Source organism: Schlegelella aquatica, from assembly GCF_026013905.1.
GTDB lineage: Bacteria > Pseudomonadota > Gammaproteobacteria > Burkholderiales > Burkholderiaceae_C > Caldimonas > Caldimonas aquatica.
On the sequence record NZ_CP110257.1, the window covers coordinates 2,579,046 to 2,591,529 of the forward strand.

General features: G+C 70.2%; 14 protein-coding genes. 9 read left to right on the forward strand and 5 right to left on the reverse strand.

Going from position 1 to position 12,484, the window contains the following annotated elements; translation table 11 throughout:
- The first annotated feature begins 11 nt into the window (after positions 1 to 11).
- On the forward strand, positions 12 to 911 hold the full coding sequence (locus tag OMP39_RS11725; RefSeq protein ID WP_264891902.1) for a phosphoribosylaminoimidazolesuccinocarboxamide synthase: 900 nt from the start codon (positions 12 to 14) through the stop codon (positions 909 to 911).
- A gap of 94 nt (positions 912 to 1,005) precedes the next feature.
- Here the strand turns inward: OMP39_RS11725 and OMP39_RS11730 are convergent, their stop codons facing one another.
- Positions 1,006 to 1,950 (reverse strand): thioredoxin family protein, encoded by a 945-nt coding sequence (locus tag OMP39_RS11730; RefSeq protein WP_264891903.1) that lies wholly within the window; start codon positions 1,948 to 1,950, stop codon positions 1,006 to 1,008.
- 125 nt (positions 1,951 to 2,075) lie between these two features.
- Between OMP39_RS11730 and purE the strand changes: the two genes are divergently transcribed.
- The 4 genes from purE to OMP39_RS11750 are packed head-to-tail and all read left to right on the forward strand — an operon-like array spanning position 2,076 to position 5,738.
- Positions 2,076 to 2,549 carry a 5-(carboxyamino)imidazole ribonucleotide mutase gene (gene purE, locus OMP39_RS11735; RefSeq protein WP_264894554.1) on the forward strand — a complete coding sequence of 158 codons (474 nt, stop codon included), beginning with the start codon at positions 2,076 to 2,078 and terminating at the stop codon, positions 2,547 to 2,549.
- On the forward strand, positions 2,546 to 3,712 hold the full coding sequence (locus OMP39_RS11740) for a 5-(carboxyamino)imidazole ribonucleotide synthase (RefSeq protein WP_264891904.1): 1,167 nt from the start codon (positions 2,546 to 2,548) through the stop codon (positions 3,710 to 3,712). Before purE ends, OMP39_RS11740 begins: the two co-directional genes overlap by 4 nt.
- Positions 3,713 to 3,717: 5 nt before the next feature.
- The gene (locus tag OMP39_RS11745) at positions 3,718 to 4,698 is read left to right on the forward strand and encodes an L-threonylcarbamoyladenylate synthase (protein WP_264891905.1); all 981 of its coding nucleotides are present in this window, start codon (positions 3,718 to 3,720) and stop codon (positions 4,696 to 4,698) included.
- A gap of 35 nt (positions 4,699 to 4,733) precedes the next feature.
- Positions 4,734 to 5,738, forward strand: coding sequence for a hypothetical protein (locus OMP39_RS11750; protein WP_264891906.1), 1,005 nt, complete (start codon positions 4,734 to 4,736; stop codon positions 5,736 to 5,738).
- Between the two features lie 39 nt (positions 5,739 to 5,777).
- Here the strand turns inward: OMP39_RS11750 and OMP39_RS11755 are convergent, their stop codons facing one another.
- Entirely contained in the window at positions 5,778 to 6,062 is a 285-nt protein-coding gene (locus tag OMP39_RS11755) for a SemiSWEET transporter (RefSeq protein ID WP_264891907.1), read from the reverse strand.
- The gene (gene dacB / locus OMP39_RS11760) at positions 6,059 to 7,489 is read right to left on the reverse strand and encodes a D-alanyl-D-alanine carboxypeptidase/D-alanyl-D-alanine endopeptidase (protein ID WP_264891908.1); all 1,431 of its coding nucleotides are present in this window, start codon (positions 7,487 to 7,489) and stop codon (positions 6,059 to 6,061) included. Before dacB ends, OMP39_RS11755 begins: the two co-directional genes overlap by 4 nt.
- 87 nt (positions 7,490 to 7,576) lie before the next feature.
- On the opposite strand from dacB, the gene tsaB reads away from it, so the two are divergent.
- From tsaB to OMP39_RS11775, 3 genes are read left to right on the forward strand one after another with little or no spacing between them, the layout of a single operon-like run.
- Positions 7,577 to 8,284, forward strand: a complete 708-nt coding sequence (gene tsaB, locus OMP39_RS11765; protein WP_264891909.1) for a tRNA (adenosine(37)-N6)-threonylcarbamoyltransferase complex dimerization subunit type 1 TsaB — start codon at positions 7,577 to 7,579, stop codon at positions 8,282 to 8,284.
- Positions 8,281 to 8,790 (forward strand): ribosomal protein S18-alanine N-acetyltransferase, encoded by a 510-nt coding sequence (gene rimI, locus OMP39_RS11770; protein WP_425340632.1) that lies wholly within the window; start codon positions 8,281 to 8,283, stop codon positions 8,788 to 8,790. Before tsaB ends, rimI begins: the two co-directional genes overlap by 4 nt.
- On the forward strand, positions 8,787 to 9,599 hold the full coding sequence (locus OMP39_RS11775) for a uracil-DNA glycosylase (protein ID WP_264891910.1): 813 nt from the start codon (positions 8,787 to 8,789) through the stop codon (positions 9,597 to 9,599). The genes rimI and OMP39_RS11775 overlap by 4 nt, the downstream gene beginning before the upstream one ends.
- Before the next feature lie 49 nt (positions 9,600 to 9,648).
- Here the strand turns inward: OMP39_RS11775 and OMP39_RS11780 are convergent, their stop codons facing one another.
- Together OMP39_RS11780 and hemB are read right to left on the reverse strand one after the other, a co-directional pair.
- The gene (locus OMP39_RS11780; RefSeq protein ID WP_264891911.1) at positions 9,649 to 10,761 is read right to left on the reverse strand and encodes a magnesium transporter CorA family protein; all 1,113 of its coding nucleotides are present in this window, start codon (positions 10,759 to 10,761) and stop codon (positions 9,649 to 9,651) included.
- Entirely contained in the window at positions 10,761 to 11,768 is a 1,008-nt protein-coding gene (hemB, locus tag OMP39_RS11785; RefSeq protein ID WP_264891912.1) for a porphobilinogen synthase, read from the reverse strand. The genes OMP39_RS11780 and hemB overlap by 1 nt, the downstream gene beginning before the upstream one ends.
- A 275-nt stretch (positions 11,769 to 12,043) precedes the next feature.
- On the opposite strand from hemB, the gene OMP39_RS11790 reads away from it, so the two are divergent.
- On the forward strand, positions 12,044 to 12,472 hold the full coding sequence (locus tag OMP39_RS11790) for a CopD family protein (protein WP_264891913.1): 429 nt from the start codon (positions 12,044 to 12,046) through the stop codon (positions 12,470 to 12,472).
- The last annotated feature ends 12 nt before the right edge of the window (positions 12,473 to 12,484 follow it).

Here is a 12,484-nt window from a genome sequence, read left to right on the forward strand (position 1 = left end):
AGATCGCGCCCGTGACCGCCCCTTTGCTCGTTTCCTCGATTCGCTCCCTGCCCCTGCTGGCGCGCGGCAAGGTGCGCGACAACTACGCCGTGGGCAACGACCGGCTGCTCATGGTCGCCACCGACCGCTTGTCCGCCTTCGACGTCGTGATGGGCGAGCCCATCCCCGGCAAGGGCGAGTTGCTCACACGCATGGCGTTGTTCTGGTTCGACAAGCTGCAGGGCATCGTGCCCAACCATCTGACGGGCGAGGCGCCGGAGAGCGTGGTGGCGCCCGACGAGGTCGAGCAGGTGCGTGGACGGTCGATGCTGGTCAAGCGCCTGAAGCCCCTGCCCGTGGAGGCTGTCGTGCGGGGGTATCTCGCCGGCAGCGGCTGGAAGGAGTACCAGGAAACAGGACGCGTGTGCGGCGTGGCGCTGCCCGCGGGGCTGCGCAATGCGAGCAAGCTCCCGCAGCCGATCTTCACGCCGGCCACCAAGGCCGCCGTGGGGGAGCACGACGAAAACATCACGTTCGAGCGCGTCGTCGAACTGATCGGCCCGGACTTGGCCGAACAGATCCGGGACATCTCGATCCGCCTGTACAGCGCCGCGGCCGACTATGCGCTCGGCAAGGGCATCATCATCGCCGACACCAAGTTCGAGTTCGGCCTCGACGCCGAGGGGCGCGTCGTGCTGATGGACGAGATCCTCACGCCCGACTCGTCGCGCTTCTGGCCGCTGGAAAGCTATCGGGAAGGCACGAATCCGCCGAGCTTCGACAAGCAGTTCGTGCGCGACTGGCTGGAGCAGGCGCAGGTGGACGGCAAGCCCTGGAACAAGAAGGCCCCTGCGCCGGCGCTCCCGCCCGAGGTGATCGAGAAGACGGCGGCCAAGTACCGCGAGGCGCTGGAGCGGCTCACCGCGCAGTGACCGTGCCGCGCGCGTCCGCCGCCGAGCGCCGGAGGACGCGCACCGCAGCGCCCCCGGGCGCGCCGCGTGAGCGGCCCGCCCGCGCGGCGCGGGCTCAGAACAAGGCCATGCTGAGCTTGCGGCGGTACTGGTCCACCACCGGGTCGCCTGCCGGTGCCTGCGCCTTGCCGGCGATCTCCAGAGCGCCTTTGGCGCCCGACTCGGGGCCGGCCGCGGGCGAGGGCTTGCTCATCAGCTCCAGGATCGAGACGTAGGTCTTGCGCGCGAGCTGGTCGCGCCAGCCCTTGTCGCGCATGATGATCTCCAGGAGCTCATCCATCGCCTCGGTCCATCGCTGCGCGGCGAAGTGCGTCTGCGCGAGTTCGAAGCGCGCGTCGAAGTCGCGCTTGTTGGCGGCGATGGCCGCTTGCAGCTGCTCCACCGGCCGCGCCGAGGCGGCGGCCTCGCAGGCCTCGATCCAGTGGCCCAGGGCCGCGATGCGCACGTCGGTGGCGGCCTTGCTCGCCACGGGCTCGTACGCCAGGCGCGCATCGGCAAGGCGCCCTGCTTGCAGCAGGAGCTTCACGTAGTCGAGGCGCGCGGCGTCGTTGGCCGGGTCGATGGCGATGGCCTGCTGGAGCCGCTCGAGCGCGGCCTCCATGTCGCCCGCATCGGCCAGCCGCCCGGCTTCGCCGGCGGCCGCGTCGGCCTGCAGCTGCGCCTCGGCGGGCACGTGCTTGTCGAGGAACTGCTTGATCTGCGCCTGCGGCAACGCCCCGACGAAGCCGTCCACCGGCTGGCCGTCGCGGAACATCACGCAAAACGGAATGCTGCGCACCCCGAACATCGCCGAGAGCTGGCCGGCGATCTCGGGCTGCTCGTCCGAGTTGAGCTTGGCCAGCACGAAACGCCCGCCGTACTCGGCCTCGAGCTTCTCCAGCATCGGCCCCAACGTGCGGCACGGGCCGCACCACGGCGCCCAGATGTCGAGCAGCACCGGCTGCTGCATCGAGGCCTGAAGCACCTCGGCTTCGAAGTTCTGAATGGTGATGTCGATCATGCTGCGTTCTTCCCTGGCCCGCTCCCCAGATGGGGGCGACTGCTGACAGCCCAAGGGCCGCCTAAAATCGCAATTTTTCCGCACCGGAGCGCCACGTGAGTCAGTCGCCCCTCGTCGGCGTGGTCATGGGGTCCAGCAGCGACTGGGACGTCATGCAACACGCCGTGCAGATTCTCGCCGAGTTCGGCGTGCCCCACGAGGCTCGCGTCGTCTCGGCTCACCGGATGCCGGACGACATGTTCCGCTATGCCGAGGAGGCGGCCGCACGGGGCCTGCGCGCCATCATCGCAGGCGCGGGCGGCGCGGCCCATCTGCCCGGCATGCTGGCGGCCAAGACGACCGTGCCGGTGCTCGGCGTGCCGGTGCCGAGCCGGCACCTCCAAGGCGTCGATTCGCTGCACTCCATCGTGCAGATGCCCAAGGGTGTGCCGGTCGCGACTTTCGCCATCGGCACCGCCGGAGCCGCGAACGCCGCGCTCTTCGCGGTCGCCCAGCTCGCCACGACGGATGCCGGCCTGCGCGCCCGGCTGGAGGAGTTCCGCGCACGCCAGACCGAGGCCGCCCGCGCGATGACCTTGCCTGCCGTGGGGGCCCCATGAGCGCAACGGCGCGTCCCCTCCTGCCTGGCGAGGCCACGCTCGGCGTGCTCGGTGGCGGCCAACTCGGCCGCATGTTCGTGCACGCCGCCCAGCGGCTCGGCTACACCACCGTCGTGCTGGACCCGGACGAGGCCAGCCCGGCCGGTCAGGTGGCGCACGAGCATGTGCGGGCCGATTACCTCGATGCCGCCGCCCTCGCCCGCCTGGCCGAGCGTTGCGACGCCCTCACGACCGAGTTCGAGAACGTGCCGGCCGATGCGTTGGCGACGCTGGCTGCGCAGCGTCCGGTGGCGCCAGGCGCCTCGGCCGTCGCCGTCTGCCAGGACCGCCGCCTGGAGAAGGCCCATTTCCGCGCCAGCGGGGTCCCCTGCGCGCCCTATGCCGAGATCACGCAGGAGCAGGACCTCGCCGTCGAGGCGTCCCTGTTGCCGGGCATCCTGAAGACCGCGCGCCTGGGCTACGACGGCAAGGGCCAGGTGCCGGTGGCCACTCCCGAGGAACTGCGCGCGGCGTGGGAGCGCCTGGGGCGCGTGCCCTGCGTGCTGGAGCGACGGCTCGATCTGGCGTTCGAGATCAGCGTCATCGTCGCGCGCAACGCCCATGGCGAGGTGGTGCACTTCCCCGTGCAGCAGAACCTGCATCGCGGCGGCATCCTCGCCGTCACGACCGTGCCGGCCCCGCAAGCATCGCCCGCGCAGCAAATGCAGGCGGTGCAGGCGGCCGAGGCGATCGCCGCCTCGCTGGGGTATGTGGGGGTGCTGTGCGTGGAGTTCTTCGTGCTGGCCGACGGCTCGCTCGTTGCCAACGAGATGGCGCCCCGCCCACACAACTCCGGCCACTACACGATCGACGCTTGCGACCTCTCCCAGTTCGACCTCCAGGTGCGCGCGATGACGGGCTTGCCGCTGGTGACACCGCGCCAGCATTCGCCGGCGATCATGCTCAACCTGCTCGGCGATCTGTGGCAGACGCCGGCAGGCCCGCGGACACCGGCATGGGATGCGGTGCTGGCCCTGGCGGGCACGCATTTGCATCTTTACGGCAAGACCGAGGCTCGCCCCGGGCGCAAGATGGGCCACCTCAACGTCACCGCCGCCACCCCCGAGGACGCCCGCGCGGTGGCGCTGCGCTGCGCGGAACTGCTCGGCCTCGCGCCGTTCTGACAGCCGTGGCGCGCCTGCTGGACCCCTCGAACCCCTCGCATCTGGCCGAAGCGGTGGACGCGCTGGCGGCCGGCCGGCTGGTCGCCTTCCCGACCGAGACGGTGTACGGGCTGGGGGCCGACGCGGGCAACGATGCGGCAGTGGCCGGCATCTACGCCGCCAAGGGGCGGCCGGCCGACCACCCGCTCATCGTGCACGTGCCGAACGCCGCGGCCGCCCTGGCGCTGGTGAGCGCCTTGCCGCCGATGGCGCGCAAGCTGATGGACGCCTTCTGGCCCGGGCCGGTCACGGTGATCGTGCCACGGCGGGAGGGCCTGGCCACGGCCGCCGCGGGCGGGCAGGCCACCATCGGGCTGCGCTGCCCGGCGCACCCGGTCGCGCACCAACTGCTGGAGGCCTGCGCGCGCCGGGGCCTCGTCGGCCTCGCGGCGCCGAGCGCCAACCTCTTCGGCCGTATCAGCCCGACGACGGCCCAGCACGTGGCCCATGAGTTCGGCGACGACGTGCTGGTGCTCGACGGCGGGCCCTGCCAGGTCGGCATCGAGTCCACCATCATCGACTGCTCGCGAGAGCACCCGGTGCTGCTGCGCCCCGGCACGCTGCCGCGCGCCCGGCTGGAGGCGGTGCTCGGGGAGCCGCTGCGCGAGCGCGACGAGGCCGCTCCGCGGGCTTCGGGCACTCTGGCCGCGCACTACGCGCCGCGCGCCAAGCTGAGGCTGATGGACGCGCGCACGCTGCAATCGGCGCTCGATGTGCTCGGCGATGCGCGCCCGCCGGTGGCGGTATATTCGCGTACCGTGCGAGTGCCGCGCGGGCTCGTCCATCGGCGCATGCCGGACGACGCCGAACGGGCCGCCCACGAACTCTTCGCCGTGCTGCGCGAACTCGACGCGCAAGGCGTCTCGCTGATCTGGGTCGAAACCCCGCCCGACGCTCCCGAATGGGACGGGGTGCGCGACCGTCTCGTGCGGGCGGCCGCTGCCTGAAGCGACCATGCCCATCCCATCCTGACGGAGATTTCATGCCCTTGGTTTCCTTCCGCCCGTTCCGCCTCGCCCCCTTGCTCGCCGCGGCGGGCGCACTCCTTGCGGCCGGCTGCGGCGGTGACGTCTATCAGCGTTTCGAGCCGCAGCGCATCTTGTCCCTCGGGGACGAATACAGCTACATCGGCACCGGCCCCGACGACGACCCTGGCGCACGCTATACGGTGGACGCGCTCAACAGCGACGGCTCGCGCAATTGCGCGCATGATCGCTACTGGCTGTGGAACCAACGCGTGGCTGCCCGCTATGGCCGGGCGTTCGCGGAATGCCCCGTCCCCGGTTATCTCAGCGACGGCTCCACGCGCGCGCTGGCACGCGAAAGGACCACCGTGAACATGCTGGCCTCGCAGCTCGACGCGGTGGGCGGCGTCAAGGACAAGGACCTCCTGCTCGTCTTCGTCGGTGCCAACGACGTGTGGGACATCTATGGCGATCCGTCGGCCCAAGTGCCGCCCCCGGACCTCAAGGGATACTGCGCGGGCGAGGGCGAAGGCGACAACAAGGGGCCGACGGTTCCCGAGCAGCAGGCCGCTTGCGCGCGCGGTCAGGCCTTGGCGGAACAGCTTCTTGCGTGGACCAAGGTGGGAGCTCGCGTCGTCGTGCTCGATCTGCCCTACCAGGGGACGACGCCGCAAGCGGCATCCGAGGACCGTGCCCGGCTCAACAGCCTGACGGAAGCCTTCAACAAGGGGTTGCGGTTCAACTTGCCCGACAACAGCCGCTACATCGCCTTGGTGCAGGCGAACAATCGGGTGGAGCTTGCGCAGAAGACCGAGAACAGCCCGTATCCCTTCCGCAACCGCACCGAGGCCGTGTGCACCACCGTCTCAGCCAAGGACTGCACGACGGCCACCGTCAAGATCGCGGATGCCAGCAGCAACGGCTACGAATACGTGTTCGCGGCCGAACGCTACCTCTCGCCCACGATGAACCGGCTGATCGGCGATCTGGCCGCCGACCGCGCGCGCAACCAGCCCTTCTGACGAGGAGGGCGCGCGGGCGCGAGCCGCGGTTCGCGCCCGTCAGCCGCGGCGCCGGTCGCGCGCCGAGTAGGCGACCTTCATCGCGAGGATCGAGGCCGCGAGCGTCAGCGTGACCAGGTTGGCGACGATGATGGGCGCGTCGCCGATCGCGATGCCGTAGGCCAGCCACAGCGCGATGCCGAGCGTGAACACGCTGTACATCCCGAGCGAGATGCCGCTCACGTCGCGGGTGCGGAAGGTCAGCCACGCCTGGGGCAGGAAGGACGCCGTGGTGAGCGTGGCGGCGGCAAAGCCGAGCAAATCGGTCATGGCGAAGGCAGTCATGGAAGATCCCGGGCGACCCAGTCGGCCAAGGCCTCCAACGCAGGGCGCGCGGCGCCGGCCTGGGGGTGGTTGACGATGGCGACGAGGACGTAGCGCCGACCGCTCGAGGACAGCACGTAGCCGGCGATCGCTGCCACGTCGCGCAGCGAGCCGGTCTTGAGATGCGACACGCCGGAAGCCCCTCGGGCACGCCGACGCGTTCCATCCAGGCCGCTGACGGGCAGCGAACTCACGAACTCGGGCATGTAAGGCGCTGCCCAGGCGGCCTGGAGCATCCGCGCCAGCAAGGCCGCCGTGAGGCGCGAGCGGCGCGAGAGACCCGTGCCGTTGTCCACCTGCAGTTGCAGCGCCGCCTCGGGCCAGCGCGATGCGGCCCACTCCATCACCGCCCGGCGGGCCTCGTCGGGCGAACCCACGCCGAACCGCACGAGGCCGAGCGTGAGGAACACCTGTGCGGCCATCGTGTTGTTGCTGTGCTTGTTGATGTCGCGGGCGATCTCGGCCAGCGGGGGCGACTCGCTCGCCGCGATCTGCGCCGCCCCCGGCGGCACGATGCCCTCGCGCACCGTGCCGGCCAGACGCCCCCCCAGCAACCGCCACAGCCCCTCCACGGCGCGCGCGTTGTAGCGGTCGGGCTCGGCCGCGGCGAGGTGCCAGGTGCGCTCGCCGCAGGCCAGCGGATACGCCCCGCGGAAGCGGATGCGCGAGGCGTCGGCGAGTTCTGCCTTGAGCGCGGCGCGCCAGTCGGTGCAGGGCGCCCCGTGATCGAGCGGGACGACCGCGTCGGTCGCGACACCGGCCAGCGGCGGCTCCCCCACCACCCGTGCCATGCCTCGCTCCGGGTCGGGCACGAAGGTGAGCGCCACCGACTTGAAGTTGACGAGCAAGGCATCGGGCTGCACGTTGTAGGGACGGTACGGCTCGCCGTCGAAGCTCGCCGGATCGATCTGCGGCACCTGGAACGCGCTGCGGTCGAGCACGATGTCGCCTGCGATCTCCTCGATGCCGAGCTGCCGCACCCGCCGCAACAGCAGCCACAGGCGCTCGACCACGAGCTTCGGGTCGCCCGTGCCGCGCAGGTAGAGCGAGCCCTGCAGCACGCCGTCGCGCACCGGCCCGTCCACGTGAACCGGGGTGGTCCAGGTGTAGGTCGGACCCAACAGCTCGAAGGCGGCCTGCGTCGTCACGAGTTTGATCAGCGACGCGGGGTTCACCGGCTCGTGCTCGCGGTGGGCCCACCGGAACCCGCCGGCACCGGCCTCGGCCACGACCACGGCGATGGAATCGCGCCCGAGGCCGGCCCGCGCCAGATGCGCCTCGACCTCGGCAGGCAGCGCGGCGCGAGCGGCGGACGCGCCGAGCAGCCACAGGCCCACGACCCATGGCACGAGCGCTTGCCCCAGCCACCTGCTGCCCTTCCATCCCATGCCGGCGATTATCCCTGCGGGCCGACGCACCGCGGCGCGAGGCCCCGAAGGGCGCCGGTACACTTGCCATCTCAACGCGCGTCGCCGATGTCCTCCCCCTGCCTGCTCGCCATCGACACCTCCTCCGACTTGCTGTGCCTGGGCCTTGCGGCCGGCGATCGCCACTGGACGTACGAGCAAGCCGGTGGCGCGCTCGCGTCGGCCGCGCTGCTGCCGCGCGTGCTCGCCATGCTCGACGAAGCCGGGTTGTCCGTGCGTGACCTCGAGGCGATCGGGTTCGGACGCGGGCCCGGGGCCTTCACCGGGTTGCGTACCGCCTGCTCGGTCGCACAAGGCCTGGCACTGGGCACCGGCGCGCCGCTCGTGCCCGTGGACACACTGGCGGTGGTGGCCGAATCGGTGCGCGAGCAGTGCGCGGTGCGCGACGTTTGGGTGGCGCAGGATGCCCGAATGGGCGAGGTTTATGCCGCGTGCTACCGCTGGAGCGGCGAGCGCTGGGTGACACGCGTGCCCCCGGCGCTGTACGACCCGCAAGCGCTCCAGGTGCGGATGCGCGAAGAACCGGCCGACGCGGTCGGGGGTAGCGCGCTCGCCCTGCACCCCGGGCTCGCGAGCGCGTGCCCCCAGGCCCACCCCGGCGCACGGCCCGCTGCCCCGGCGCTGCTGCGGCTCGCGCTGGGCGCCTGGCAGCGCAGGGAGACGGTCGACGCCGCCGCCGCCTTGCCTCTCTACCTGCGCGACAAGGTCGCCCTCACCACCGCCGAGCGCGAGGCAATGCGGGGGGCCGGCCCATGAACCGCAACGACACCCCCGGCCGCCTTCCGGTGATGGCGCTGCGGACGGAACATGCCGCCGTCAGACGCCTCCTGCCGATGACGGTCGCCCAGCTCGATCGCATCCTGGCGGTGGAGACCACGGCCTACGAGTTCCCCTGGACGCGCGGCAATTTCATCGACTCGCTGCACGCGGGCTATCTCGCGCGGGTGCTCCTCGGCGAACGCGACGCGCTGCTCGGATATTTCGTGGCGATGTCGGGCCCCGCGGAGATGCATCTGCTCAACATCACGGTCGCACCGGCACACCAGGGCCAGGGCCATGCCTGGTACATGCTCGACGCCCTGGTCGACGCCGCGCGAGCCGAAGGCGCGCTGCAGTTGTGGCTCGAAGTGCGGCAAGGCAACCGCCGCGCGCGGCAGGTGTACGAGCGCTACGGCTTCGAGAACGTGGGGGTGCGCCGGCGCTACTACCCGGCCGCCGGCGGCACGCGCGAGGACGCGATCGTGATGAGCCTGGCCCTATGAGCTGGGACGCCTACAAGCTCGCCCTGCTGCGCGAAATGGGCTTGACGGCCTGGGTGCGGCGCGACGGCGCGCCCACGGCGGAAGAAGCGGACGTGCAAGTGCGGTCCGCCCCGGCGCCCGCGCAGGACGAGGCCGTTGCCGCACCCGATGCCCCCTGGCTGCCCGAGCCCTCGCCTGCTGCGGCGGTGGGTGTGCAGGGCCGGCGCGCAGGAGGCGTCGCCTCGATGGACTGGGCGGCGCTGCGCGAGGCGGTCGCCTCATGCACGGCCTGCAAGCTGTGCCAGGGCCGGCGGCAGACGGTGTTCGGCGTCGGGGCCGAGCGGGCCGAGTGGATGATCGTCGGCGAAGCCCCCGGCGAACAAGAGGACCTCAAAGGCGAGCCTTTCGTCGGGCCCGCGGGCAAACTGCTCGACCAGATGCTGCACGCCATCGGCCTCGCGCGCGAGCCCGGCGCCCCCCGCGGCCAGGTCTACATCGCCAACGTGCTCAAGTGCCGTCCGCCGCACAACCGCAATCCGGAGCCGGAGGAGATCGCCCAGTGCGAACCCTTCCTCAGGCGCCAGATCGAACTGGTGCAGCCGCGCATCATCCTGGCGATGGGGCGCTTCGCCGTGCAGACACTGCTGCAATCGCAGGAGGCGATCGGACGGCTGCGCGGACGCGTGCACCGGTATCAGGGCATCCCGGTGGTCGTGACGTACCACCCCGCCTATCTGCTGCGCAACCTGCCTGACAAAGCCAAGGCCTGGGAGGACCTGTGCCTGGCCGTGCACCAGCTCCGGCAGGAGCGCCGGGCGACCGAAGTTTGAGACGGCCCGCGGGCTGCAAGAGCCGGGGGCGCCCGCCTGAGCCGGCTCTTCAGTGGCTCGACTCGAGGTAGCGCTTGCGCCAAAAGAAGAGCGCGAGGCCCAGACCGATCACAGCCATGACGCCGAGCGCGATCCACACGCCGGTGGTGCTGTGGATGAGCGGCAGCGCGTCGAAATTCATTCCGAAGAAGCCGGTGATCAGGTTGAGCGGCAGGAAGATCGCCGTCAGCACGGTCAGCGTGCGCATGATGTTGTTGGCCCGGTTGCTCTGCACCGAGAAGTGCATCTGCACCGCCGTCTCGGCCGAGGACTCCAGCCTGCGCACGTGGCTGAGCACGCGCTCGATGTGTTCCAGCACGTCGCGCGAGCGCACGCTCAGCAGCTCGCGCTCGCGAAACGACTGCTCGTCGGCCGGTGCGGGCCATTCCTCCAACGCGTCGATCCATTCCTGGACCGCGCTGCGCTGGTCCTCGCAGATGTCCTCCAGCAGATGAAGCGCGTTGCGCGAGTCCAGCAGCACGCGCCAGCCCCTGAACTGCCCGTGGGGGCGCAGCAGCTCGTGCTGCAAGTAGCCCAGCTGGCGTGTGAGCAGGCGCCGCAGCTCGAGGTAGCCGTCGACCATGTGGTTGACCATGCGCAGCATCTGGTCGGCCGGGCTCGTGGGCAGACGCGAGGACGCGCCCCGCCCTTCGACCCTCGCATCGGGCGCGGCACGCGCCGTTTGCGCGAGCCGCGCAATGAAGAACTCGCGCACCTGGCACTCGGCCGGATGCACCGTGAGCAAGACGCGGTCGAACCGCACGAAACCGACGGGGCTGGTGTCGATCGCATCCAGCACCTGCCGGGCCACCGCGAGGGTTCCCGCGGCCTCGTCGGTGAAGAGCTCTGCGCTGCCCACCCCGGCCGCCAGCCGCCGGAACACCAGCACGTCGTAGGTGGACGTGTAGTCGAAGTGCGAGGGCAGCTGACGGTTCAGCAGGTCGGAGATGTGCAGGTCCACCAGCGGCGCGCCGGTCCAACGCTGCAGCGAAGCCTGGATCTGCGGCACCTCCGCCTCGAACTCCTCGCGCGTGGTGCCGATCCACAGGTACCCCTGCTCCGGCAGCGTCGCGGGCCGCTCGGGCAGCTCCAGCAGTCGTTCGCCGACGTGGAAGATGCGCATCAGCCGGGAGTCTTCAGCAGCCTGGCCGCTTCGAGGGCGAAATAGGTGAGCACGCCGTCGGCCCCGGCACGTTTGAAGGCCAACAGCGACTCCATCATCACCGCGTCGTGGTCGAGCCACCCTTGTGCGGCCGCCGCCTTGAGCATCGCGTATTCGCCACTGACCTGGTAGGCGAAAGTCGGCACGCGGAACTCGTCCTTCACGCGGCGTACCACGTCCAGGTATGGCATGCCGGGCTTGACCATGACCATGTCGGCGCCTTCGGCCAGATCCATCGCCACCTCGCGCAAGGCCTCGTCGGTGTTGCCCGGGTCCATCTGATAGACCTTCTTGTCGCTCTTGCCCAGGTTGGCCTTGGAGCCGACTGCGTCGCGGAAGGGGCCGTAGAAAGCGCTCGCGTACTTGGCGCTGTAGGCCATGATGCGGGTGTGAACCTGCCCCGCGCCCTCCAGCGCCTGGCGGATCGCGCCGATGCGGCCGTCCATCATGTCGCTGGGCGCGACGATGTCCACGCCCGCCTGCGCCTGCACCAGCGCCTGCTGTACCAGCACCTGCACCGTCTCGTCGTTGAGGATGTAGCCGGTGTCGTCGATCAGGCCGTCCTGGCCGTGCGTGGTGTAGGGGTCGAGCGCGACATCGGTGAGCACGCCCAGTTGCGGGAAACGCTGCTTGAGTTCGCGCACTACGGTCGGCACGAGCCCCTCGGGATTGCAGGCCTCGCGGCCGTCCGGCGTCTTGCGCGAGGGCTCGATCACCGGGAAGAGCGCCATCACCGGCACCCCGAGCGCGACGCACTGCTCGGCCACCGGCAACAGGCGGTCGAGGCTCAGGCGCTGAACGCCGGGCATCGATGCGACGTCCTGCACCCGGTTCTGGCCCTCGAGCACGAACACCGGGTAGATGAGGTCATCGACCGTGAGCCGATGCTCGCGCACGAGCCGGCGAGTGAAGTCGTCGCGGCGAAGACGGCGGGGACGGGCGGCGGGAAAAGGGGCGGGGCTGTGCAAGGCGCGTTCCTGTGACGAGACCGGGGAAAAAGCGGAAAAACTGGCGTTTTCCCTGGTGCTTACAAGCAGCCGTCAGCAAACTGACAGCAATGTTCTGCTAAAGTTACATCTGAATGATACGTCGCAAGACGTTCATTCCCTGCTTTTCCTCCCTGAGCAGGTGCCTTACCGTGATGACAGCGTTAAGGCTTTGCAGCCCCAGTCTTCGACTGGGGCTTTTTTTCTTCCCGCAGCGCGCGCTCGGGCCGCGACGACGGCATCGCTATCATGCCGCGATGCTCTGGATCAAAGCACTGCATATCGTCTTCGTGACGAGTTGGTTCGCCGGTCTTTTCTATTTGCCGCGCATCTTCGTCAATCTTGCCATGGTGCCCGCAGACAGCCAGGCCGAGCGTGAGCGCTTGTTGCTGATGGCACATCGGCTGTACCGCTTCATGACGATGCTGATGGTGCCGGCACTCGGGTTCGGGCTGTGGCTGTGGCTGGGCTATGGCATCGGCCGGGGCCCGGGCAATGGCTGGATGCATGCCAAGCTCGCGCTCGTGGTCGCCCTGCTCGGCTACCACCACTACTGCCGGCGATTGCTGCGCGGCTTCGAGCAACGCACCAACCGCCACAGCGACGTGTGGTACCGTTGGTTCAACGAGGCGCCGGTGGTCGTGCTGCTGCTGGTGGCGATCCTCGTCGTCGTCAAGCCGTTCTGACGCCGCCTCCAC

Excerpts from the sequence above, each read along its gene's own strand:
- tsaB (WP_264891909.1), top strand. The coding sequence starts at position 7,577 with ATGTCCTCCCCCTGCCTGCTCGCCATCGACACCTCCTCCGACTTGCTG.
- OMP39_RS11740 (WP_264891904.1), top strand. The coding sequence starts at position 2,546 with ATGAGCGCAACGGCGCGTCCCCTCCTGCCTGGCGAGGCCACGCTCGGC.
- purE (WP_264894554.1), top strand. The coding sequence starts at position 2,076 with ATGGGGTCCAGCAGCGACTGGGACGTCATGCAACACGCCGTGCAGATT.
- OMP39_RS11730 (WP_264891903.1), bottom strand. The coding sequence starts at position 1,950 with ATGATCGACATCACCATTCAGAACTTCGAAGCCGAGGTGCTTCAGGCC.
- OMP39_RS11780 (WP_264891911.1), bottom strand. The coding sequence starts at position 10,761 with ATGCGCATCTTCCACGTCGGCGAACGACTGCTGGAGCTGCCCGAGCGG.
- dacB (WP_264891908.1), bottom strand. The coding sequence starts at position 7,489 with ATGGGATGGAAGGGCAGCAGGTGGCTGGGGCAAGCGCTCGTGCCATGG.
- OMP39_RS11755 (WP_264891907.1), bottom strand. The coding sequence starts at position 6,062 with ATGACTGCCTTCGCCATGACCGATTTGCTCGGCTTTGCCGCCGCCACG.
- OMP39_RS11750 (WP_264891906.1), top strand. The coding sequence starts at position 4,734 with ATGCCCTTGGTTTCCTTCCGCCCGTTCCGCCTCGCCCCCTTGCTCGCC.
- OMP39_RS11775 (WP_264891910.1), top strand. The coding sequence starts at position 8,787 with ATGAGCTGGGACGCCTACAAGCTCGCCCTGCTGCGCGAAATGGGCTTG.
- rimI (WP_425340632.1), top strand. The coding sequence starts at position 8,281 with ATGAACCGCAACGACACCCCCGGCCGCCTTCCGGTGATGGCGCTGCGG.
- OMP39_RS11790 (WP_264891913.1), top strand. The coding sequence starts at position 12,044 with ATGCTCTGGATCAAAGCACTGCATATCGTCTTCGTGACGAGTTGGTTC.